Origin of the sequence: Aliikangiella maris (assembly GCF_040719265.1) — a bacterium.
GTDB classification, from domain to species: domain Bacteria; phylum Pseudomonadota; class Gammaproteobacteria; order Enterobacterales; family Kangiellaceae; genus Aliikangiella; species Aliikangiella maris.
Genome location: NZ_JBFDAH010000006.1, coordinates 184,652 through 209,044 on the forward strand (window position 1 = coordinate 184,652; position 24,393 = coordinate 209,044).

General features: G+C 39.5%; 21 protein-coding genes. 2 read left to right on the forward strand and 19 right to left on the reverse strand.

Annotated elements, in window-relative coordinates; all coding sequences use genetic code 11:
- The 11 genes from ABVT42_RS07585 to thiC form a co-directional block, all read right to left on the reverse strand.
- The gene (locus ABVT42_RS07585; protein ID WP_353874019.1) at positions 1-639 is read right to left on the reverse strand and encodes a hypothetical protein; all 639 of its coding nucleotides are present in this window, start codon (positions 637-639) and stop codon (positions 1-3) included.
- Between the two features lie 51 nt (positions 640-690).
- Positions 691-1,374 (reverse strand): PspA/IM30 family protein, encoded by a 684-nt coding sequence (locus tag ABVT42_RS07590; RefSeq protein WP_353874018.1) that lies wholly within the window; start codon positions 1,372-1,374, stop codon positions 691-693.
- Positions 1,375-1,403: 29 nt separating this feature from the next.
- On the reverse strand, positions 1,404-1,820 hold the full coding sequence (locus ABVT42_RS07595; protein WP_353874017.1) for a DUF2170 family protein: 417 nt from the start codon (positions 1,818-1,820) through the stop codon (positions 1,404-1,406).
- Positions 1,821-1,923: 103 nt separating this feature from the next.
- On the reverse strand, positions 1,924-3,660 hold the full coding sequence (locus tag ABVT42_RS07600; protein WP_353874016.1) for a polyamine aminopropyltransferase: 1,737 nt from the start codon (positions 3,658-3,660) through the stop codon (positions 1,924-1,926).
- 1 nt (position 3,661) lies between these two features.
- Positions 3,662-4,555 carry a DUF350 domain-containing protein gene (locus ABVT42_RS07605; protein ID WP_353874015.1) on the reverse strand — a complete coding sequence of 298 codons (894 nt, stop codon included), beginning with the start codon at positions 4,553-4,555 and terminating at the stop codon, positions 3,662-3,664.
- An 18-nt stretch (positions 4,556-4,573) separates the two neighbouring features.
- Positions 4,574-5,524 (reverse strand): hypothetical protein, encoded by a 951-nt coding sequence (locus ABVT42_RS07610; protein WP_353874014.1) that lies wholly within the window; start codon positions 5,522-5,524, stop codon positions 4,574-4,576.
- Positions 5,525-5,938: 414 nt separating this feature from the next.
- Positions 5,939-7,402: a thiamine phosphate synthase gene (gene thiE, locus ABVT42_RS07615; RefSeq protein WP_353874013.1), complete on the reverse strand. Its 1,464-nt coding sequence runs from the start codon at positions 7,400-7,402 to the stop codon at positions 5,939-5,941.
- 192 nt (positions 7,403-7,594) lie between these two features.
- The gene (locus tag ABVT42_RS07620; protein WP_353874012.1) at positions 7,595-8,371 is read right to left on the reverse strand and encodes a thiazole synthase; all 777 of its coding nucleotides are present in this window, start codon (positions 8,369-8,371) and stop codon (positions 7,595-7,597) included.
- Between the two features lie 75 nt (positions 8,372-8,446).
- Positions 8,447-8,692: a sulfur carrier protein ThiS gene (thiS, locus tag ABVT42_RS07625; RefSeq protein ID WP_353874011.1), complete on the reverse strand. Its 246-nt coding sequence runs from the start codon at positions 8,690-8,692 to the stop codon at positions 8,447-8,449.
- 79 nt (positions 8,693-8,771) lie between these two features.
- On the reverse strand, positions 8,772-9,878 hold the full coding sequence (gene thiO, locus ABVT42_RS07630; RefSeq protein ID WP_353874010.1) for a glycine oxidase ThiO: 1,107 nt from the start codon (positions 9,876-9,878) through the stop codon (positions 8,772-8,774).
- 150 nt (positions 9,879-10,028) lie between these two features.
- The gene (gene thiC, locus ABVT42_RS07635) at positions 10,029-11,879 is read right to left on the reverse strand and encodes a phosphomethylpyrimidine synthase ThiC (RefSeq protein WP_353874009.1); all 1,851 of its coding nucleotides are present in this window, start codon (positions 11,877-11,879) and stop codon (positions 10,029-10,031) included.
- 488 nt (positions 11,880-12,367) lie between these two features.
- Here thiC and ABVT42_RS07640 point away from each other — a divergent pair, with 488 nt between their 5' ends.
- On the forward strand, positions 12,368-12,805 hold the full coding sequence (locus tag ABVT42_RS07640) for a hypothetical protein (protein ID WP_353874008.1): 438 nt from the start codon (positions 12,368-12,370) through the stop codon (positions 12,803-12,805).
- Between the two features lie 443 nt (positions 12,806-13,248).
- Positions 13,249-13,887: a TorF family putative porin gene (locus ABVT42_RS07645; protein WP_353874007.1), complete on the forward strand. Its 639-nt coding sequence runs from the start codon at positions 13,249-13,251 to the stop codon at positions 13,885-13,887.
- Positions 13,888-13,941: 54 nt separating this feature from the next.
- Here ABVT42_RS07645 and ABVT42_RS07650 read toward each other — a convergent pair whose 3' ends face one another.
- From ABVT42_RS07650 to narH, 8 genes are all read right to left on the reverse strand, one after another.
- A complete protein-coding gene (locus ABVT42_RS07650; protein ID WP_353874006.1) occupies positions 13,942-14,550 on the reverse strand; it encodes an HAD family hydrolase in 609 nt (202 codons plus the stop codon).
- Positions 14,551-15,042: 492 nt separating this feature from the next.
- Positions 15,043-17,952, reverse strand: coding sequence for a TonB-dependent receptor plug domain-containing protein (locus ABVT42_RS07655; RefSeq protein WP_353874005.1), 2,910 nt, complete (start codon positions 17,950-17,952; stop codon positions 15,043-15,045).
- Positions 17,953-18,573: 621 nt separating this feature from the next.
- Positions 18,574-19,386, reverse strand: coding sequence for a formyl transferase (locus ABVT42_RS07660; RefSeq protein WP_353874004.1), 813 nt, complete (start codon positions 19,384-19,386; stop codon positions 18,574-18,576).
- A 136-nt stretch (positions 19,387-19,522) separates the two neighbouring features.
- Positions 19,523-19,903 carry a putative zinc-binding protein gene (locus tag ABVT42_RS07665; protein WP_353874003.1) on the reverse strand — a complete coding sequence of 127 codons (381 nt, stop codon included), beginning with the start codon at positions 19,901-19,903 and terminating at the stop codon, positions 19,523-19,525.
- Positions 19,904-20,425: 522 nt separating this feature from the next.
- On the reverse strand, positions 20,426-21,253 hold the full coding sequence (locus ABVT42_RS07670) for a peptidylprolyl isomerase (RefSeq protein WP_353874002.1): 828 nt from the start codon (positions 21,251-21,253) through the stop codon (positions 20,426-20,428).
- 136 nt (positions 21,254-21,389) lie between these two features.
- Positions 21,390-22,067: a respiratory nitrate reductase subunit gamma gene (gene narI / locus ABVT42_RS07675; protein ID WP_353874001.1), complete on the reverse strand. Its 678-nt coding sequence runs from the start codon at positions 22,065-22,067 to the stop codon at positions 21,390-21,392.
- A 10-nt stretch (positions 22,068-22,077) separates the two neighbouring features.
- Entirely contained in the window at positions 22,078-22,839 is a 762-nt protein-coding gene (narJ, locus tag ABVT42_RS07680; RefSeq protein ID WP_353874000.1) for a nitrate reductase molybdenum cofactor assembly chaperone, read from the reverse strand.
- 3 nt (positions 22,840-22,842) lie between these two features.
- The gene (gene narH / locus ABVT42_RS07685) at positions 22,843-24,384 is read right to left on the reverse strand and encodes a nitrate reductase subunit beta (protein ID WP_353873999.1); all 1,542 of its coding nucleotides are present in this window, start codon (positions 24,382-24,384) and stop codon (positions 22,843-22,845) included.
- Between the last annotated feature and the right edge of the window lie 9 nt (positions 24,385-24,393).

Consider the following 24,393-nt stretch of genomic DNA (forward strand, 5'->3'; position numbering starts at 1 on the left):
TTAAACTTTTCCAAACAATGACTGAATATCGGCAATAGGTCTTGATATACCTAAAAAGACTTCAGTTGTTCCGTCTTCCCATACTTCAATTGAAACAAAAAATTTATCATCTTTAGAGCTTAAAGTAACCCCTTCGAATGGCTCGGCATCTTTTTCTTCATAAGATGGCATAGCGTTTTTTCTAAAATCCCGCCGATAAAAATAACCTTTATACCAACCACCTTGTTGAAAATAACTGGGGGCTATCCAACGTTCATAACCAGCAGTATCTCCAATAACCTCTATCGTTTCTCGACAAACATCTTCATCAAACACCTGACTGAATGTGTCGATATCAAATAAGTGTTCAACTTCATCACGTTCTATGGGTAAAGTAAAATTAATATACTTTTCACCATCATCATCTTCAATTGTCATATGAACGGCAAAACTGTCATCCCCTTTTAGGACAAACTCAGTTTCCCTTTCGCGTTGGTATTCATAGGTATTAATCGCAGAAACCTGAAAAGTCTTACCGCGTACTTGCTCGGGTAAACCAAAAGAGTCTACCATTTCCAGCATATCATCAATTTGTAATTGTGCTGGATCACTCAGTGCTCGTGTCTCAGACTTATCTTTTCCAAACCATTTACTGAACATATTTATTCTCAGATTAAGTGCAGGTGAGTCACCTCACCCGCCAGATAGTAATTACTTGTTTTTAAGTCTTGCTAAAATATCATTCGCTTTTGATTTAGTGTCGCCAATTCCGGCAGCAGCTAATCGATCTTTTAGCGCCTGATCAGTATTTTCAGCATTTAATTCTTCGGAAGCTTTGATTTTATCTTCCATTCTTTGCTGACGATCTTTAATACGATTTAAAGATTCTCTGGCAGCTGTCGATTTAGATACACCAGAAGAAAGCGATGAGTTCACTGAAACTCTAGCTTTTTGTACACTCTCTGTGGTTTTAACAACTGACAGTTCACGACGGTGCTCTTGAATAGATTTCTCAGCCTTTTTAATTTGATCTTTCAAACTAATAACGCTAGCTTTGTAGTTATCTAACACAGGTTGCAGATCGGCAATTTCATTTTCATATTCTGCAATTTTTTCTGCCACTTCCAGCGCTAATGCTTCATCACCTTTTTCGAGCGCTTGAGAAGCAAATCCTTCGTGCTCTGCAACTCGCTCTTTAAGCGCATTAATTTGACGAGCCGTTTTTGACTGGTCGGCCATGACATCAGTTAATGAATCCTTAGCTTTGGCAATAGCATTTTCTTGATCAACAATTTCTTGCTCTAAAATTCTTAACGCATTAGCATCAACAATACTTTCGCCCACTTCTCGAGCACCACCACGAATTGCTGTTACTAGTTTTTTTAAAATACTCATATTTACTCTCCTGGGCTTATTAAACTTTATTACTTTAAAAACTCTTCCAATGCATCCAAGGCTTCAAGTGAATTTTCAGCCTGGGTAACCAGTTCGTGTGCGATATTTTCAACAATGGTATTAACTCCCATCGCACCAAACAAAATATATTGCTCATCAATCATGCCAAAAGAACTCAGTGGAACATTGACTGTTAAACGCAGCAACATTGCATTTAGCTCATTCTCTAATTCAGCTTTGATTTCACTTTTGGTAAACAAATTGGTAACACATAAAATTTGCTCATCCGTTGCGGTTACAAATATTGGCAATTCATCAAACCCTTCAACTGTAACTTGCAAAACAGAGATTTCCCCTGATTCTCCCTTTTGAATTGGAAGTACATCCAATGCAAAACCATCTTGAACTAACCCGCTTAGTTGAGTAGCCAAATCTTTTAAAGACATGGTTGAAAGACCCTCTTTGTTATGACATAAAATGTCTTGTGTGAGTTAACGATAATAAAGCCGACATAAAATGTCAAGCCCAGTTTGTAAATTTTTTTAAATTCTACTCATTATTACCCGGTGCGAAAACACCAATATCACGTTGCCAGGCAGCCGTATGGTAGTCATATATAACACCACTTCCTAAAAAGTTTACCTTGATTACGTCAATATCTTGATAAAACCCCGCAGGCATAGCAAACGCACCAGTCAGTAAATCAGTCGTTACATAATTACTTTTTACAGGCAGCGCTTTGACCTCTGCGATACGCGCCGAAACTGGTCGTCCCGCCTTGCTGGCAATGGTCCAGCCCCATTCACCAAAGGTCGGCACATTTTGTCGATATTGCTCCACATGTAAGAAACCTGCTTGTTTTACGGTTTTTGCAATACTGATATAAGCATTTTTAGCATGAAAAGGTGAAGTCGATTGAACGACCATTATCCCATCCTGGCTCACTAATTGCCTTACCCGTGCATAAAAGTAGTCGGAATAGAGTTTGTTTAAATCAGGATGGCTAGGATCGGGTAAATCAATAATAACGGCATCAAACCGTTGTTGTTTTTCGAGCAACCGTTCAACTTCAATAAAAGCGTCACCAAAAATCACATCAACCCGAGGATCCTCAAATGCTTGTCGATTGAGCGTCATTAATTTAGCCCGTAAAGCGTTGACTTGTTCGGTATGGTGAACCGCATATTTTTGAGAAAACAGTTCAACCAGTCCTTCATCCAAATCAACCAGTGTTACCTGCTCTGGTTGCCAGTTTAAAACATCTCGCAGTGCCAGTCCGTCTCCACCACCGATAATTAAAACCTTTTCATGACGGGCAGATGCCAGCATTGCTGGATAAACCAGCATCGCATGATAAATGGACTCATCCAAACTGCTAAACTGTAGTCGACCATTTAAATATAAATCAACAATCGGTTTTCTATCGGTACCAATATAGCGCTGAGTAAAAGTAATACTTTGAAAACGGGTTTGAGTCTGATAAAGCACTTTATCGCGATAGAGTACATTTGAAAAATCACTCATCCAGCGATTACCACTTTCAATAACCACACCAATAATTAGCAACATCATAATATGGCAAGCAATCAGCAATCGCGCCCATTTAACACTCGACCAATAACGAATGAGAAAAATACTCCCCGCAACTACATTCAACAATGCGGTTGCCGCTGCAGCCATGGTAATATCAATGGTTAATAAATATTTTACCCAAATCACAGCCCCAATTCCGGCACCAATATAGTCAGCACCATAAATTGTACCTACATTATTTTGCAAATGGCGCCCGTAAATTTCTTCTCGAATTTTAGCAATTAACGGGATTTCCATTCCAATGAGCAACCCCAGCAAAAATCCAAACCAGTATGGCAAAGTGCGGCTGAGCATCTTAAGTTGTTCGAACAAGCCACCACTAAAAACCGTATCCGGCGGCATATTATAAATATCGGCGACCAGTCCAGGCAGTCTATCGGTGAGAGCAATAATGGCTGCAATAATCAAGACACTGCACGCCCCTAAAAACGCAACCAGTAGCTCCAGCCAGGCAAAAGCAGAAAAAGGTAATTTGAACCACTTGGCACACCATGCACCGATTCCCATAGCAACGATCATTAAACCAATCATTGCATAAATGGTGCTTTCCATAATACCGAGCACTCGACCTGCGTAATGAGATAACAAATATTCGTAAATTAGCCCACAGGCAGCTAATATCATCATTATGCCAAGCAAAACGATATCGTGACCGAGTAGTCTCCAACGTTTTGCCTGGATAGAAAAGTTCATACTAAATTAATGCGGTTACAACCAGCCCCGTTGCAATAAAGATCGCGCCTTCAACAGCCGCTATACCAATGTTCCCTTGGCGATCGACTTCTTCAGCAACATCGACTCCATTTAGCACAATTTTGCGCATTAGCATAACAATAATGGCGTAAGCTGGTGCAAACAGTAGTGCTAGTCCCGACCATTTAGCGGCTGACAGCCAAGCGTTTTGAAAGTCAAATACCACAACATTCGACGCAGCTGTAACTGCCAATGCAATACCAATAATAAATGCTGCATAACGCAGTGCTAACGCGGTATTTCCTTGTAATATTGCCCCTTGCAAATTAGTACCTTGCTCTCGATTGCGCATTTTAAAAAGCTGCATGCGATACATTGAAGCAATTATCAACACTACTTGTGACAGGAAAAAAGCGGCAACCAAAATAGGAATAATGTTAAATTCAGAGTTAGGTATCCAAATCATTGCGGAGCGGACAACTAAACCAACAGCGAGCATATGACCGACATCTAAAAGCGCACAGGCCAGATTATCTTTTGCCAATTCGCCATGAATATCCACTTGCCGTAATACCAGCTTGTCTTGTAAAAGGCGTCCTGCCAATACCAATGCCAATCCCAGAATGCCAAATACAATCATGGCGGTGACTTCTTCGACAAGCGAATCAGCAAAATCACCTGAGGCAACCCCAGTTAACATTATCCCGACAGCCAGAATACCGCCACCAAGACTTGTACCAAAAGCTGCATTATTTTTATCAACTAATTCCGCCTGAGACTGAACACTTGAGAGGATGCCTTTTAAAAACTTCAAGCTAATCAGCAATCCAACGAACACTAACAGGTCGAGAGAAAATGCCTGTAAGTTCCAAATTTGTAATTGATCTAAGTTCATTTAACTGATCCTTTTATTTTATTTTCCGCGGCTAGGTCCGCGGCTGGTTCTCGACTGCGCTCGACGTCCAGAACTGGATGCCGATCGGCGGAATGTTGAAGCTTTACGAAAACTCCCGGAAGATGGTCTGCTTTGACTGGCTTTACTCAAGCCAACCGCACCAGTTCGCTTTTTAGCATAGGGACTGGAAAAACGTTTCCCCTGCTGGGAAAAAGTCTTTTGAGTACGCGCTTCAATTTGGTTTTGCTTGTTAAAAACAGATGGTTTGGTATATCGATTACGTCCATAGTCATGGTAATAAGAATAGGGTCGATTGCTTCCCCAAGTGGAGTAGTTGTAGCGACGCCCTCCCATTAAATCAGAAATTAATGCATAAGCACCATACCACTCCCAAAAACTCATGCCATTGCTACCAGTTACCCATTGTCCGTATTGCGGATTACCAATCAATTGTGCACCATTGCCCAAATTTGATTGACGGTTACTTGAAGCCTCTTGCTCTCGGCTAATTGATTGCACTCTAGGCAACTTACCGTTTGAAGCATCGGCTAATACATTAATTGGATCAGACAGTGCATCACTGAACATTGCAGGGTTGGCAGCTTCATTGAGTAATTCTAATTCTTGCAGATTTTTTTCAAGTTGCTCAACCGACTCACCCGAATACAGCTTTACCGTATTCAGTCTTTCTACCAAAGACTGGTACATCGGCCCACTAGTTTTGGCATTCTCACCGAGGAGCTTGGCTAGCGGTGCATACTCTGAATTACTTTGACCAAGTTGTGTGGCATATTGATTTAAAATTCCCGCATTAAGCACCGTCTGATTATTTAGTCCCTTCGATAAACGCTCCAATTGCGACTCAACAGCGCCAACTTCCTTTTGAATTTGTTCTTGAAGCCGTTCTGTTTTACTGGTACAAGCCCCCAATAAAAAGAGAAACAGCAGTATTGTCCCAAATTTATACATTGATACTCCTATCACTGGATATGAGTGAATCTGTTTATTGTTATAACCCTAAATTTTACAGGCCTTATTTTTTAACAGATAGACACTAAAATAAAGCCCTGAGAAAAAAATAAAGGCAACAAATATCGAAACTGGTCAAAAAAAGCATGATTTAATTGTTACAAAAAGTGCCTCATGACCGATGGATACTAACAACTTCGCGCTTAAGATAATAGCTTAAGAAAAAACTGATTAAGCCGCTCAGTTAGTCATATTCAGCAAGTTAACGGCAAACAACATTTTATATTTCAGTAAATAATATATTTTACCGAAGTAAAATTAATGAGTTGATAAAAAAGCTGTGTTTATGAAAATCTCCCGCGATTAACTTAAATCATCATAAAATATCGAGTAAACACAGCAACTATCTAGTATTTACTCTTGTCCTAACAGGGCTAAATATTCTCGGGTGGTCGCGACCGGGTCTTCGGCATGGGTAATCGCCGTAATCATAGCGATGCCATCAACCCCTGTATCAGCGACTTGTTTAAAATTAGTCTGATTAATTCCGGCAATTGCCACTAACGGCTTATCAATCACTTTCCGCCAATATTTAAGGCCATCAATACCGTGAGGCTGCCAAGGCATTTTTTTAGTATTGGTAGGAAAAACCGGTCCACAGGCTAAATAAGAAGGATTGAACTGGGCTGCACGTGCCACCTCATAGTGACAGTGAGTACTGAGTCCTAATCTTAATCCTGCCGCCTGAATAGCCTGCAAATCGGCCAAATGTAAATCTTCTTGCCCCAAGTGAACACCATAAGCACCATGTTGAATTGCCAATTGCCAATAGTCATTAATAAATAAACGAGCATTGAAGCGATTAGCAATTTCAACTGCTTCACCGATTTCTTTTTCTAATGCAGCCCCCGTCAAATCTTTTATCCGTAGCTGTATAGTCGTCACACCAGCGGGCAAAAGATGTGTCAACCAGTAAGCTCTATCGACAATCGGATAAAGCCCCAGCGGCTCATTACCACAGTTCGCAAAAGCTGGAAGCTCTTCTACTTCAGGTGAATAATTCAAATAAGGTAAATGCTCAATGGCATCGGGAAAATGGTTAATACACGGCGCACCATCACCAATTCCGGTAGAGTAACCTCGTTGAATTCCCTGATTGATTGTCATTTTACCGATAACAATCGCATCTTCTATGGCGTAATTGAGCGCCAGTGCGCTAGCAATAGCTGATGCAAGAATACATCCAGTACCACGGGTAAAGCGACTTAATCGTCTTTGACTGGATAGCCAAAACTGGGTTTGTTGAGAAGCAAAATAATCTTGTGCCCAAAGGCCAGTGCCATGTCCACCTTTGATGAGAACAGTATCAGCCCCCATTAACAATAATGACTCCGCGGCTAAACTGATTTGCTCAGGTTCAGTTACTGACAAGCCAGTTATTTTAGCGGCTTCATCCAGATTCGGAGTCACCAGAGTACACAATGGCAGCAAGGTATCTGCATAAATAGCCACCTGACTAGGCGCAATAAACGTTGCACCACTCGAGGCAGCGAAAACCGGATCAAGCACAGTGGGTAAACCAGTATCACGCAAAAATTGAGCAATGACTTTAACCTGCTCAACATTGCAAACCATGCCAATTTTAACCACATCAATGGCATAAGGTTTAACAGCCTCTAGCTGAGTACTTAAAATAGCAGCATCAACCGGGTTAATCGATTCAACGTTTTGGCCATTTTGCGCCGTAGTTGCAGTGATGACACTCAAGCTATGAACCCCCAATGCATGTTGGGTTTTCAAATCAGCGGAAATACCTGCCATACCGGCAGAATCATTGGCTGCAATCGTCAGAACAATTGGTTTTGTGGAAAGGCTCAATACCGTTAACTCTTTAATATTTGTGCAAAAAACACCCGAATGGGTATTCCAAAAGCAGGCAATTGTAACCATGTCACTACAGTTTGACTACTCTTTAGTGAATCACGCCCAGGCCAAACAAACATTACAACTCAGATAACCATGCAAATCAGCACTTTGTTATTTACCGGTTAAAAGGCAGCTTTACATGATTTATTGTTGCCAAAAGGGAGTGCCAACAGTGGGCGTGCTAGGTTTTGCCAGGTCTCGTTCAGGGATAACACCAGCCTGATAAGCCAATTGTCCAGCTTTCACCGCTAATGAAAATGCCTGAGCCATTTTTACTGGATCAGTGGCCTGCGCAACGGCAGTGTTGAGCAGTACCCCATCAAATCCCAATTGCATCGCTTCGGCAGCATGAGATGGTGCACCGATCCCCGCATCGACTATTAAAGTGATATGCGGTAAGCGCTCACGTAGCGTTTTTAGTGCATAAGGATTAACCAATCCTTTCCCTGTACCAATGGGAGCCCCCCATGGCATTAATATTCGGCAACCCGCTTCGACCAGCTTTTCGCATAACACCAAGTCATCGGTACAATATGGAAATACTTCAAATCCTTGGGCAATTAATTCTTGAGCGGCTTCAAGCAAAGCAAATGGATCTGGCTGTAAATTGTATTCATCGCCGATAACTTCTAGTTTTATCCAGTGTGTATCAAACAACTCGCGCGCCATTTGCGCAGTGGTAATCGCTTGTGATGCGCTTTGACAACCAGCAGTATTGGGCAATAATGCCACATTCATCGATTGAATTAATTGCCAGAAGTCATGCCCATCCGCATTCCCCGGATTTTGGCGGCGTAATGAAACGGTGACTATTTCACTAGCAGCAGCTTGAATTGAACGACACATGATATCCGGCGAAGGATACAGCGCCGTACCTAAGATAAAACGACTTGTAAATTGTTTGTCAGCCAATTGCCACATGATGATTCTCAAAAATATAGTTAAAGTCTGATGCGTATTCGGAATTGCTCATTATTGAAATATCTATGCCCGCTTCTACCCACCTTGCATAGGAACCACCAACTCAATGGAATCGCCTTCCTGTAACACTTGTTGACTATGCTGACTACGCGGAATAAATTGCTCATTGACAGCCACCGCATAAGAAAGCGTTGCCTCTTTTGAGTGGCTTTTTGTTTGCCAATGCTCAGAGTGAATTTGTGCATTGTATTGTTTAATAAGTTCTTGCAATATCCGGGCATCAGTCTGCCAAGGTTTACCATTTACTTTAACATTAATCATTATATGCCTCATTAGCCATTAGTAGTATTTTGTAACTTACTGCCTAATCAGCTTTTAAGCCGCGACTCAACCAACCCACTTAAACGTGTGAGAATAACCCCGTAAAATTGGTCTCCAGCGCGCCCTGCCAGTCCAACCATTGCAAGACTTCTTGAGCAATCGCCGGGGCTAATAAAAAACCATGACGAAATAAGCCGTTAATTTTAATTAATCCAGGCGAAATCTGCACTTTAGGTAAATTATCAGGTAATGCTGGACGACAATTGCTGCGCATTTTTAATACTCGCGCTTCGGCAAACCCGCCGTGAAGACAATAAACTGCAGACAGTAATTCAAGCGCAGAACGCACGCTGACCGCACCCATATCCTGGCTTTCAATCTGAGTAGCACCAATCAAATAGATATCATCATGCATTCGTGGCACCAGATAAAGTCGGTAACGTGGATGCATTAAGCGCACTAACCTGGAGATTTTGACTTCGGGAGCCTGCAATACAATTACTTCACCACGCACGCCGCGAATTTGTGGCCATTGTGGCTTGGCACCAAGTCCTCGACAATCAATCACCCAGTCAAAATTAAACGACTGCTGCTGGGTGATAATTTGGCGAGCACTTAGTGATTCCACGTTTACACCTGCCAACCAATTGATACCGTTTTCTTGTAAATAATTTGCCAAAGCCAGCATCACATCATCGGGGGAGAGCCACGCTTCGTCGGGTAAAAAAGTGGCTTGTGAAAAATTTTCGGCCAAAGCCGGCTCAAGTTGCGCTAAAGCTTGTTTGTTGAGTGAGGTTTGTGGATTGTTGACAACCAACTGATCAATATCATTCAGTTTACTCTGTAATAACTGATCAAATCGCAGTAGATCAGGCTTATCTTGATGATGCGCTACCACCAGCGAGCCAGACTGATAAAACCCAACATCGGCATTTAATTGGCGGATTATTTGCGGCCAAATAGCCAACGAGCGGACTCCGAGCTGAAACACTTGCTTTTCTGCCGATTCAATTTCAGCAAAAGGGGTAAGCATTCCAGCAGCGGTAAACGCAGCAGCGCTCCCCTGTTCGATAGGATCTTTATCAAACAGGGTTACCTGATAACCACGATTGACTAACGCAAAAGCCATCAGGCGCCCCATAATACCAGCGCCAGCAATACCGACACTCATAGACGGCGCGAACATTTTACACTCCACATATCATGACAATTCAAATAACGTTCTTTGTGTGAAACCATTTTACTTTAGCGCTATTATACTCAAACAGCTTATCATCTTGAGATTGAGTATCTGATAGATGATTGTCTGATATTATTTTTGATACTATTTCTGGTATTACTGTTGCTTAATATAAATTTCGCCACCCGCTTCTCTAAATTCAGCCGACTTTTGCTCCATTCCTTTTTCCGCATACTCACGAACTTCGTGACTGATGCGCATCGAACAAAATTTGGGACCACACATCGAACAAAAGTGAGCAACTTTAGCAGAATCTTGCGGTAAAGTTTCGTCATGAAATTCTCGAGCACGATCAGGATCAAGTCCCAGATTAAACTGATCTTCCCAGCGGAACTCAAAACGCGCTTTTGACACTAAATCATCTCGATAACGCGCGCCAGGATGTCCTTTTGCAATATCCGCAGCATGCGCCGCAATTTTGTAAGTAATAATCCCTTCTTTAACATCGTCTTTATTCGGCAAACCTAAGTGCTCTTTAGGTGTAACATAACAAAGCATTGCACAACCAAACCAACCAATCATTGCTGCACCAATACCACTGGTAAAGTGATCATAGCCAGGCGCAATATCAGTTGTTAATGGGCCTAATGTATAAAATGGTGCTTCATGACAATGCTCTAACTGTTTGTCCATGTTTTCCTTAATGAGGTGCATGGGAACATGTCCAGGCCCTTCAACCATTACCTGCACATCATGTTTCCAGGCAATTTTAGTTAGCTCACCCAAGGTTTCCAGTTCACTAAATTGTGCTGCATCATTTGCATCAGCAGTTGCCCCCGGACGTAAACCATCACCTAATGAAAAGCTCACATCGTAAGCTTTCATAATTTCACAAATTTCTTCAAAGTGAGTGTATAAAAAGTTTTCTTTATGATGCGCAATACACCATTTGGCCATAATAGAACCACCACGCGAAACGATACCTGTCACCCTTTCTGCCGTTAAGTGTACATAACGCAATAAAACGCCCGCATGAATAGTAAAATAATCTACGCCTTGTTCCGCTTGTTCGATCAGGGTGTCACGAAAAACTTCCCAATTGAGATCTTCAGCAATGCCGTTAACTTTCTCCAACGCCTGATAAATTGGTACCGTACCAATGGGTACAGGCGAATTTCTAACAATATAATCACGTGTTGCATGAATATGCTTGCCAGTTGAGAGATCCATAACGGTGTCGCCCCCCCACCGAATTGACCACACCAGCTTTTCAACTTCTTCTTCAATACTGGATGTCACCGCAGAATTACCAATATTGGCATTAATTTTTACTAAAAAATTACGACCAATTATCATGGGTTCCAATTCGGTATGATTAATATTGGCAGGAATAATAGCTCTGCCTTCTGCAACTTCCTGACGCACAAACTCTGGCGTAATGGGTTTGAGGTTGGCTCCCCAGGAATTACCGGCCAGCCTTGCATTACGTTCAGGTGTTGAAAATTCATTGACCAGCGCTTCACGAGCTTGATTTTCACGAACCGCAATATATTCCATTTCGGCGGTAATAATGCCCTTACGCGCATAATGTAACTGAGTCACATTACCACCATCTTTTGCGCGACGAGGTGTTCGTTGTAACTCAGGATTATAAAATTTAAATGCTTTTTCCTGGTTTGTATGTCCGTTATCAATCGGTTTAATTTCACGCCCACTATAAGATTCGGTATCACCGCGAGCCTCAATCCAATGCGAACGCACATCGGGTAATCCACTGTGAACATTAATGTCAATTTGACTATCGGTATAAGGACCCGAGGTATCATAGAGAGTGACATGTGTTCCATCAGTCAAATCAATGCGACGCATTGGCACTTTGACATCAGCATTATTGGGGGACGCTACATAAACCTTACTACTCGCAGGCAGGGGTTCACGCGTGATGAGTTCTTCGCCTTTAGAAAGCGTCGATTGAGTTGTGACATCGGAATTAATCTGGTCGTACATTGGCTTTGCCTCACTGTTAAGATCTGGCGTAGCGAGGTATTACGAGAAATTGCTCCCACTGAATAGTTGAATGACAATTCTTCGAATAATACTCATCCCTACGTCGATGTTAGTCGAATCAGGTTCTACGGGTTTGTTGCCACAAGCAATTATGTCATGTCTGTTTTCACAAACTGCTTGATACAAACTATCTCAGCACAAAGAAATATATCTTAATAATCAACTGGTTAGTTATAAGTCACTTAGTTTTTTCTAGGTAATTTATCCAATCGATTTAAATAGACTTCAGGCACCCCGAGAGTATTTCGGCGAGGATTATAGGCAGGTCTCAATAAAAAAGAAAGTATCAGACAATCAACTTAACGAATTAATTTAATCAATTATATGAATTACAATCCCAAAGAAACACATTTTTACAGTTGCTTTAGCTTTCAAGTACAGTACTATAAAAGCGTTTATCCAAATTAAAATCTAGTTAGTCGTTATTTATGAAAAGCTTTAAAACTACCTTAAGTTTATGCACTATTTTATGTTTGACTTCATTATTGCTTGCTTGTGCCAACAAAGTGGCTGAACAATATGAAGAGAGTTTTTTTACTTATGCCGATAAAAATAACCAAAAACTGTTCTCTTTGGTATTAAAGATAAAAGGCAGCGATCAGTTTACCGTCAAGCATCATACGAGTATTCACCGTACGCCAGGCTCTTCACGAGGTCGTCGTATCGAACAAACAGACGAACCCATACTGATTCCCGAAAACCCGGATGATGCCAGGGTTTCTCTCAAATACCGCATGGAGGAAGCCGCGCATAAAATGCTCAACGAAAAGCTCACTGCAATTAACTATTGTACGAATGGTATTTCTATCTCAGAAGAAAAGTTTCACGAATACGAATACAAAATAAAAGGACAATGTAAAGAGTGATTCTATGAGCGAGCGTTAAACTTATGGGTATTTCTAATTAATATTAATCGTGCAAGTTTTAACTTATATCTTTTAACTCAAATCGAGTATCACCTTTTCGACAATTCAATTTGGCTAATTCATATTGGACTTTACAAAATTTGGCTTTGCAAGCTTAAGTCTGCATATTTTCAATAAATATCTCATCCACAGAAATCAATCATAATTGTATTTGCATTTTTATTAATTCGAACTAATGTCTATTAGTAAACGAAAAAGTCAGGTATTTTCGAATATGCTTAAGCATGGAGTTGTGGCTTTTTATACTTGTCGATGGCTCTTTGAAATTGAATTGAAACTTATTGACATTCGATGTTAATTAATTTTATGCAACGCCTAACTAAAAATTACAATTAATCTCAGCATTTTTATAATTTGAGAATAAAAACCAAGAGGAAATGCCCATGAAAAGTATGCAAGCAGTGATAAGTATTGGTTTATTGTCAGCCTTAAGTATGCCTTTACAAGCACAAGAATTAAATTTGGACGCCTCAGCAACAATCGTTAGCCAATATATTTTTCGCGGATTTGATTTAAACCAGGAAGATCCGGCCATTCAGGGCGATGTCGTGTGGAATCACAGTAGTGGATTATCACTGTCAGTGTGGGGTAGTAACTATGATTTTGGCGGCGATGATGGCCTTGAAATCGATTTAGTTGCGGCCTACTCATTTAAAGTCAACGAAATGGTTTCTATTAATATTGGTCTAACCGAATATACATACAGCGGCGATACAGACTCTAGCACAGAGTTTAATTTGGGCGCCAGTATCAGAGATTTCACTATTACCTATTATTCCGATCAGGATTTAGATGTAGACTATCTTGAATTAAATTATGCCATGCCAATAGACGATGTTTCTAACCTCGACTTTCATGTTGGCCGAAATAGTCCAGATAGTGGCGAAGATAATAATGATTTTGCCATCAGTTATTCATATCGCATAAAGCAAGCGACTTTGTTTGCCACTTATTCTAAGAATGATTTAGATGTTGAAGGGGCTGAAGACTATCTATTTGCGGGTGCCACCTACGCTTTCTAACCATATTATTTTATCCATACGATAGCCAGAAAATGGTTTATTTCTGGTTATCAGCTAAGCGTGAGTCAAAGATAATCGGTCCAATGCTTCGGTGAGTTGCTCAAACCCTTCGACTTGTACCGCATGAAACCCTAACTGCCTGGCAACTTCTATGTTACTAGCATTATCATCAAAATATAAAATTTGTTGCGGCTGTTTATCAAGACTGCGTAAAACCACTTGAAAGATAGCCGGATCGGGTTTAGCTAATTGTAATAAATGCGATGAAAAAACCTGTAAAAAATATTCTTCCAATTTGAATTCTTCAATCAGTCTTGGCCAATGTAGTTCGTTTGTATTCGTTAATGCATAAACTTCAAATTGATTTTTTAGCTGGTGTAATAAAGGTTGAACACCTTCATAAAATCCAACCGGCCAAGCTGTAAATTGCTGAATAATTGAATCAATATCCTCTTCCAGTTTAAGTTCTTTCTGAATACTTTTGGCAAATTCATGGGGCGACAACAATCCTTTTTCAAAAGCCATTGCTGAGCTTAAGTTATGCCATGATTGCGCATTAATCTGTTTTCCAGCGTGTTGAAAAGGCTTTTCTCCCAACTCGATAAGTACGCCACCTAAATCAAATAAAATAATTTCAAAGCTATCACCGCTATCTCTATTCATTCGTTATACTCGCTGATTTATTCATTGCTGTATTGACTTAAAAGATAAAACAATTGAAATACTATTTGATAGATACTTTTCAATTTAGAAAATATCGATAATATTGATAGCCAACTTTTAACAACCAAGTTTTGAAAACCAATAATTGATAATCAGTGATTGGCTCAATTAGACCTTTTTGAATATTCCAAAGCTTTACACGACTATGCTGTTTAACGCTCAGTTATGTTATCTACCGTACGATCAAAATCTTTACCTTTAATTTGGAAAAAATTCAAATTAAACTGAACTTTATATCATATCAACTAACTATACGATATTCATGACATATCCATAACATTGGCTATTAGTCGACAATGACTGGTAACAACATTTTTGATCTGTCTCAGTTTATAATAGGAAAGCCAGCAGAATTAATAAAGCAAAAGGCCCAGGAATAGCCTGGGCCAAAAATACACACATACCAATTATTTACGGCTATTTATCACTAAATTACAAATCCATCGTGACATTTAACACATAAGTGCGACCAATCACATCAACCGTGCCATTTCTTCCCCAGAAAAAATCAGTAACTCTGGGCGGTTCTTCATCAGTAAGGTTACGAATACCGAAGGATAACGAAGTTGAGCTGGATAATGCATAATGGCCATTTAAGTCAAATCGATAAAGCGCATCAACTTTGCCATTTCCCATAGGATAAACTTCATCATAATTGATAGCATTGCCATCATCATCTTCCGTGTTCAAATCTGGATCAGCAACCGATGAGCCTCGAAAGATTGTATTTAAGTTAACGCCCCAATCATCGGCTTCATATTCAATGGTAAATGTACCAGCCCACTCAGGGTTATCATAATCGCCTAGTGAGTCGGTTAAACTACCATCGTCATCAATCAGATTTTCTCCAAGTTTAGTTGTTATTAGTCGCACACCAAACTGACCAGGCAGATCATTAAACAGGTTGGAAGCATCAAGTTTATATTCAACGCCAATATCATAACCCTCCAGATCAACCTGTCCCAGATTAACTTGTCCGCCATTGATACGAATAATCGCATCATCACTACCTCGTCGAGTGATCGCTTGACAGGCATCGTTACTCAATCCAGGCGTATCATAACAATCACTTAAAATTTGGCCCACCAATTTGGTATCAATTTTATTAGTTAATTCAATCCTCCACCAATCAATAGAAATGTTCAATTCAGGAACAGCGGTTGGAGTGATCACAATTCCGGCGGTAAAAGTGTCAGCCTCTTCAGGTTCTAATTCAGGATTTCCGCCAGATAAAGTTGCCCGAGTTACCCCAGTCAATGGATCGGTAAACCCAACCCCGACTTGCGATTCACAATTTTCTCGTCTCACCGGCGGGTTAGGCCCGCTAGTAATGAAATTGACATCACAGGGATCTTGAATACTATTAAAAAAAGTATTTCCGGGATTAAATAAATCATGCACGCTAGGCGCACGAATACTGGTAGACCCCGTCATACGAAAAGCAATATCATCGATAGGACGAAAATCAATGGTTGCTGACCAGGCATCAACACTGCCAACCGTACTATAATCTGACCAACGATAAGCTGCACCAATTTCTAAAGTTTCAATAACCGGCAAATTAATTTCAGTAAAAAACTCAGTCACATCCAGACTAGATTCGGGAATGGGATTATTTTCGCCGGCTAACACAATGTTGCCAGAACGCTCAGAAGGGTCGGGATTAAACTGGATCGTATCTTCACGATACTCTGTACCAAATACAATATTTGCCCCGCCCCCCGGCAAATCAAAAATTTCACCGGTAATATAACCTGAAAAAATTGACTGGGTATTTTTTTGCGTTTGCATGGTGACTGCTCTCACCCAGTCCAGCGCAGCTTGATCCGTATTTTCACCTAAGACTCTTAATGGTAAACATCCTTGGTTAATCATAGTGCGACACTGGGGACCGTCAGTTCCCTGAATCACATCATAAGCTGCCGCAAGTCTATCAATATAAGCAAACCCAGTCCCTGTTGTACTCGATTTAGATTCACCATGTTGGACAGAAACATCCCAATCCCAATTTTCAATGTAACCATTTAATCCAAATACGCCGGTATAAGTGGTACGTTCATTATATTGCTGGCGAGTACCAATATCGCTATTGGTACGAAATACAAAGTGACCATTAGCGGGTGATAATTCCGTAATTCCGCGGTCATCCATAAAAGCATTTACCGAATCGGTATTAAAGGGATTATCGCGTCTGACAGTAACCGCAGAAGTAGTAAAGTTTGGCTGAAAGTCACCATCACTACTACTGGTTGCAATTTGAAAACTGGAATAAAAAGCCATGCTTTCATCAATTTCATAATTCAAATTTAAAAATGAATTCAATACTTCCTGTTTACTACGCAATTGAAATAAATATTTGGCAAAAGAAAATCCTGGCCCACCTTCTCTAAACTCACCAAGTGCGCCAAAACGGGGTAAATCATTAAGTATCAGGTTGCCTGAATCATCCATATAATAAGTTACATAACCACCAACATTGGGATCCCAAGTTGTTACCCCTCCATTTTCAGGATACCAGCTTTGCGTTTGATTTTTAATAATTAAAACATTGGGAATTCCATCAAATGATGAAGTATTTTGCAGATTTGGCACAGTACCAATGTAACCATCACCAGTAGTAAAGTCACGATCTGTTTGCAGTAAACGTTCTGAATTTGAAAAATTCAGACCGCCAGAAATATTCCCTTTACCGCCGCCAAATTCCCCTCCCATAGTTAGCGACCCCGTTTGCGTTTCTGCACCGCCATGCTCAGGTAAAGTACCACCGAAGTTAATACGAAACCCTTGAAAATCTTTTTTTAGCGTCACATTAATTACACCTGCAATCGCATCAGAGCCATACACTGCCGATGCGCCACCGGTAAATATTTCTATTTTTTCAACCAGTGCTACGGGAATATTTGATAAATCTACCGAGGTTTGCGAAAGGCTCGATGGAACCATTCGTTTACCATTCACTAATACGAGCGTTCTTCCTGATCCCATTGAACGTAAGTTTGCAAATGAAGAACCGGTTTCAGTCCCTGAGGTTCCGTTATTGCCTAGATTCGTACCTATACCTAATTGAGGTAACTCATTTAATGCATCTTCAATGTTGGTATATCCGGTCTGTACTAATAACTCCGCATCTACGGTAATTATAGGACTGGCAGAATCAAAATCTTCTCGCTTGATACGCGAGCCAACGATGATAACCTTTTGTCCCTCCTCAGCTTCGGCATCATCATTTTCAGCAGCAATAGCAGTGTTAGGTATTAGCGCTATTGATATCGCCAATACACAGGAAGAAAGAGAAAAACCAGCTAATTTTCTCTTGTCGTAAGAGGTCACAAGGTTAGGCATATTAAATTCCTCGCTTATTTTTTGGTTATCGTTAGTTCTAATTAAATAAAATAAGTTTTTTATTATTCACTTGCTGAACAACATCCAGTCAGAATTAAATTAGTTTTTTTGATTGTAGACGTGTTATTCAAAAACACATTTATTTTTTGAGATCTACCTAACTTTTCAACGAACTTTTATTATTTCAATAAAAAATATTATTAAAAAAATTTTCAACTGCACCTTTAATTTATAAAAAACCAAAATAAACCACCATCAACTTTATTAAAGAAAAGCTTTAACTTTTATCATTAACAAATTGAATTCAATTCAGAAAAACCGTAAGGCTTTTTTTGTCATTCAAAAAGAAGAGTAAAAAACCATTTTTAATAACTTAAAGTTTTTTTGGGGGGGGCGGATAGATCAAAAAAAAAAAAAAAAAAAAATAAAAATAAAAAACACATTTAGTTCGAAGAAAAAAATCAAAAAGAAATTATGAGTTTCATTTAACAAACATTATTTTCGAAAAAATTTATATGCATTTTAAGAATTTGAAAATTTCAGGAAAGAACAGATGGAAATTAAAACCTTTCATTGAAAACGTTTACAACAATTTGTTAGGTACGCAGTTATTTTTAATAACTAGCAATAATTTTTCATCAACCAATCAATATAACTATCAGGATCAACTAACACGCCACCTCGACGTTCAAAATCAATTATATTTTGCAAAGAGGGATATGAAAAATATTTACCCTCTTTGGGTTGCAAATGATTTTCAACAGAGATATTTTTTGAAAACGTTGCTATTGCATCTAATATGAGCAGCACACCAGACTCATAAAGTTTGAGCACATGCCATAAATAAGACCGATTTTTTTCAACCGGGATTTTGTCAATTTGAATAATATCACCACAATCAATTTGATGATTTTGAATATAATGCAGTGTAGTACCAATTTCTTTTTCACCGTTAAGCATTGCTCTAAAGGTTGCCATAACACCACGATAGTCAGGCAAAACACCTGAGTGCAAATTAATGACGCCCAGTCGAGACAATCGAATAACCGGAGATTTGAGAATTGCCCCAAAGCGAATTGACACCATGAGATCAGGTTCAATCGCTTTAATTATTGTTAATGCACTTTCACTATTAATTTGGTCAATATAATGGACCGAGGCAATTGATAATGATTGGTTAACTCGCCTATTTAAACGAGGAAAATCGGTACAATAATTAACCTGATATTTAGGAAGGAGTAATTCAAATGGTAAGGTTTGCTCAAAAAACTGGAGCTGTGCTAATGCAGCAGGTCTATTAGCGGGCCTAACATCAGTACGGCCGACCTGTGATGAATAGACAAGATGAACCTTGGTTTGTTTTAAGTGCGGCAAAATGAGATTAAGCGCATAATTACTGGCAATATCGCGATTAATCAGAAAGATAATATTCATAATAAATAATGCATCTTCTGAAACAGACTATTTACATAATCACTATAGTAACATTTTTTTACCGCAACATTCTTGGTCATAACATCAATCAATAAACAGGAAATATAGCTCCCAATGATGTGTTTAGCAGGTTTAATTAATGGGGAATTGCATAACCGGCCATGCGCAGCTCTTCATAAACATGCTTTAAGGCTACACAACTTTCATTGAAAGCGCTTTCTCGAATGCTCCGTTTCTCAATACCATAACGACTGATATCAATATACAGAACAGCTTTCAAACCGCAAGCTTCAAGACATGCTCGAGTACAAGCAAGACTACATCCATCAATGATGATAATGGGACGCCCTGACTCAGCCATTTGCTTTATGGGTTCAACGTTACCAACTACCCCCGAAATACAGGACATCTCAGCAATACCGTCACTTTCTAGTTGCAACGCGATATCATAGGCAAGTTGTGCCAGATTTGAACAGCCAGAGCAGGAATAAACAATCGGTTTGTTACTATCGCTCATTGTCATCTCAGTGAAAGGTTGAAATAGAATATAGTAAATTGACTTGAAGAAAAGATATTGACTAAGATCAAAACGACAAGTAGAAGGTTAATTAAAAATAAAAAATCCATTTGAAATTTAAGCATTAGCCGTCAGTAAAATCTATCTAAGTACCCCTCAATAAAACAGATATCTTGAATAAGATTTTACTTATTGAAAGTTGAAATATTAATTCACACGCTAACAGTTAATATATTGAGAGTTTATGAAAACGGCGTAGCGGGCAAATAAAAAAATTATCAATCAGAGTATTTATTTGTCAGATAAAATAGAATTATTATTTTCAAATTAGGTTGAGCAACACGAACCGAACCAACCTTCATCAAACCTAAACCTAAACCTAAACCTAAACCTAAGTAGATTACTTTATTTTAGATTAAACCAAGTTAAATTAGATTCGTTTCAGTTCATGTAACGCTCAATTATTGCCAAGAGAAAGTCTTGTTGAATTTGTATTTATCTTGCGATATTTATTTAATATCGCTACCCAAGAAAAATATTTTCTTCAACAAACTGCATTTCTATACCTTCAATTTCCGCTTTAGCAACCAAGCTTTGAATATATTCCTGAACAGCTAAATGAGAAGCGCGATGGACTAAATACCCTCTCACCTTATCAGCAACCATTGCATATTCTAACTGTTTACCTTCGACCTTACGTAAAATATCAACAATATGAAAGCCATAGCGTGACTCAATTGGTTTTAACACAAGCCCCTCGGACATTCCAGATATTTGACGCTCAAACTCAGGAACAGTCTGTCCTTTACTGATTTGACCTAACATTCCACCATCTTTTTTAGAAGGACAAGCAGAAAACTCATGTGCTAATGCCGAAAAATCTTCGGGATTTTTTTGCAGTTTTTTGATCAGTTCTTTTGCTTGCTTTTTAGCAATTGATCGAGTTTCTAAATCTTCTTTTGCCGCGGGAAGTAAAATGTGTTTCACTTCAAGCAATGGCGCAGTTTTAAATTTATGTGAATTATTTTCAAAATATCGCATACAAATTAATTCATCAGGATCGTCATACTTGACATTTTCTTCCAGCAACTTTTGTACTAATTCTTCTTCATTAACCGGAGAAAGTTCTGTATTAGTTAATCCAGCTTCTTGTAACAGCAGCTCTCGCACAACTAAAGCTTGTGCAGCTTGGCGAACGACAATATTAAAATTATTATTCTGATGATACTGGAGTTCATTGGCCAACTCTTTCTCGGTAATCAATCGACCATTAACAGTAATTTCAGGTAATTGTTGAGTAATATTTTTTCCTGCTCCCTCATCGGGAGATACTGGTGAACAAGCGCCCATAAAATTCTCTTCTTCATTTTAGTTAATTAAAAATGGAGCCTTAACTCCTTAACGGATTCAACCTGAAATTCCATTCGGTCTATTAAGGCTCCGGCTTCTTACAACGCAGTAAAAAAATCTAGCTAATCTTTGAAATTCAGCGTTGTCGAACAACCTGATAACGTCGCCCTAAATACCACACAGGTGCACTAATCATATGTACCAGCCGGGTAAATGGAAAAACCAAAATCATGGTAAGTCCGACAAACACATGCAGTTTATAAATAATGTGTACACCAGCAATAAACTGTGCGGCATCAAATGCCTGAAAGGTGACTACGGATTGAGCCCAACTGCTGAGAAGTACCATTACGGTCCCATCCATGTGATCCATAGACACAACAATCGTCATTAGTCCAAGTACTAATTGAATCAGCAATAAAAATAAAATAAAAATATCTGATTTTTTTGATGATGCTCTAACACGCTCGTTAGTTAATCGACGATAAATAAGTATCAATAGACCAATCAAGCACATAACGCCAAAAAAACCACCGCTAACCATCGCTACTAATTGTTTATCAGCGCTGGAGATGACATAATGATAAACGGCCGGAGGCGTTAACAGGCCCAAAAAGTGGCCAAAGAAAATAAAAATCACACCAATATGAAATAGATTGCTACCCAGACGCAGTCCTTTATTACTCAATAACTGGCTTGAATCTGCTTTCCAGGTATAGGGTTCACGATCAAATCGAATCCAACAACCAACCAGACATACAGCAATAGCAATGTAGGGATAAACCCCAAATAATAAAAAATTCAAATTAGACATCATTCTCTCCTTACAACCCACTCATCCGAGTGTTTTGTGTTAATTCCGAAGGTTGAGAGCCGCCAGCGTTATGCCATTTAATAGGTACATCTTGTGACGGAGTAATATCAATTGATGCAAGATCAATCGCAGGTTTTGAACTTGGACACTGATCAGCAACCGGTTCATCAAAACGGATTTCTTTGTCTTCCCAGGCTTTATCGATCATTTCCACGGTATCATCACGCTCTTCTTTACTGATTGCTTTTGCAATTTCCAACCGATCAACAGCAAATCCAGAAAACTCAATTAATGCATCAAACAATATGCAGTAATCACACTCTCGCTCGATTAAACGTTCTGATAGCATCGTCATTATGTGGCAAATATCACCAAGCCACTCCTGAGCAAATTCTTTCGGCTGTTCACTTAAAAACTCTAAATACAATGGAATATAGTCGGGTAGCTGTGACGAATGAATCTCGAACCCATTAGTTCGATAAACATCCAATAAATTCACCATCGCTTGACCACGATCACGAGATTCACCATGCACATGTTCAAACAGCAGTAAAGACAATGAGCGACCACGATCAAATAGCAAGTCATATCGTTCTTGCGCATCATAAATATCTTTAGACACCAAATTGCTAATAAAGTCAGTTAACTGCTGTTTAGTTTGAGGACTAATATCAACACTTTGTTCAACGACAGTAAGTAAATCCACTTTTGCTGTAAACAAATCTTGTGAAGGATAGTCCAATAGTCGAGAAAGCACTTTTAATATCAACATCAACTAATCTCCTACACGAACGGTTTTAATCACGTCGCGGGATTTAACTTTTTTAGCACCAAACATATTCGTTTCGCTTGTGCTTCCGGTACTACATCCATTACCAAAAGTAAATCCGCACCCTCCTTTTTCATCATAAGCAGCAGGTACATTCATCTCACGATGACCGGTAGGTATTACAAAGCGATCTTCATAATTGGCAATCGCTAAATAACGGTACATTTCTTCCGCTTCTTTTTTGCTGATACCAACTTGATTTAATACTTCGAGATCTTCAACACCTTCCACATGTTCCGCCCGTTTATATGCCCGCATGGCAAGCAATCTTTCCAATGCACGAATTACTGGTTCTTCATCACCTGCGGCTAACAGGTTTGCCAAATACTTCATGGGTATACGTAATGAACGGATATCAGGAATAACGCCAGCCATACCAACGGTACCGCTTTCAATCGCATTTTGTATTGGACTTAATGTCGGCACATACCAAACCATCGGCAGTGTTCGGTATTCAGGGTGTAAAGGCAGCGCCAGTTTCCAATCAACTGCCATTTTATAAACCGGAGAACGTTGTGCCGCTTCAATAACATTTTCAGCAATACCATCTTTAATTGCCTGCTCGATTACTGCAGGGTCGTTAGGATCTAAAAAGATTTCTAACTGCTTTTCGTAAAGATCGGTTTCATCCGGAGTTGAAGCAACTTCTTTGATGCGATCTGCATCATATAAAATCACGCCTAAATAACGAATCCGACCAACACAGGTTTCCGAACAAACCGTTGGTAATCCGGCTTCAATACGAGGGAAACAGAAGGTACATTTTTCTGATTTCCCTGACTTCCAGTTGAAGTAAATTTTCTTGTACGGGCAACCACTAATGCACATACGCCAACCACGACATTTATCTTGATCAATTAAAACAATGCCGTCTTCTTCTCGTTTATAAATTGCACCAGAGGGACAAGCTGCTGCACAGGTTGGATTCAAACAGTGCTCACATAAACGTGGTAGGTACATCATGAAAGTATTTTCATACTGTCCATAAATTTCTTTTTGCATATTTTCGAAGTTTTTATCTTTACTTCTCTTTTCAAATTCAGTACCTAAAATTTCTTCCCAGTTAGGTCCCCATTCTATTTTTTCCATTCGTTTACCGGTAATCAGCGAGCGAGGACGGGCAACGGGTTGATGCTTACTTTCGGGTGCGGTATGTAGGTGTTGATAATCAAAATCAAATGGTTCGTAGTAATCATCAATTTCGGGTAAGTCAGGGTTAGCAAAAATACCCGCTAAAATACGAAATTTTCCACCAATTTTGGGTTGAATCTCGCCATTAGCTTTACGCTCCCAACCGCCTTTCCATTTTTCCTGATTTTCCCACTCTTTGGGATAACCAATACCCGGCTTGGTTTCAACATTGTTGAACCATGCATACTCCATCCCCTCACGTGAAGTCCAGACATTTTTACAAGTAACCGAACAGGTATGGCAACCAATACATTTATCAAGATTTAATACCATACCAATTTGTGAACGTATTTTCATTTCGCCTGC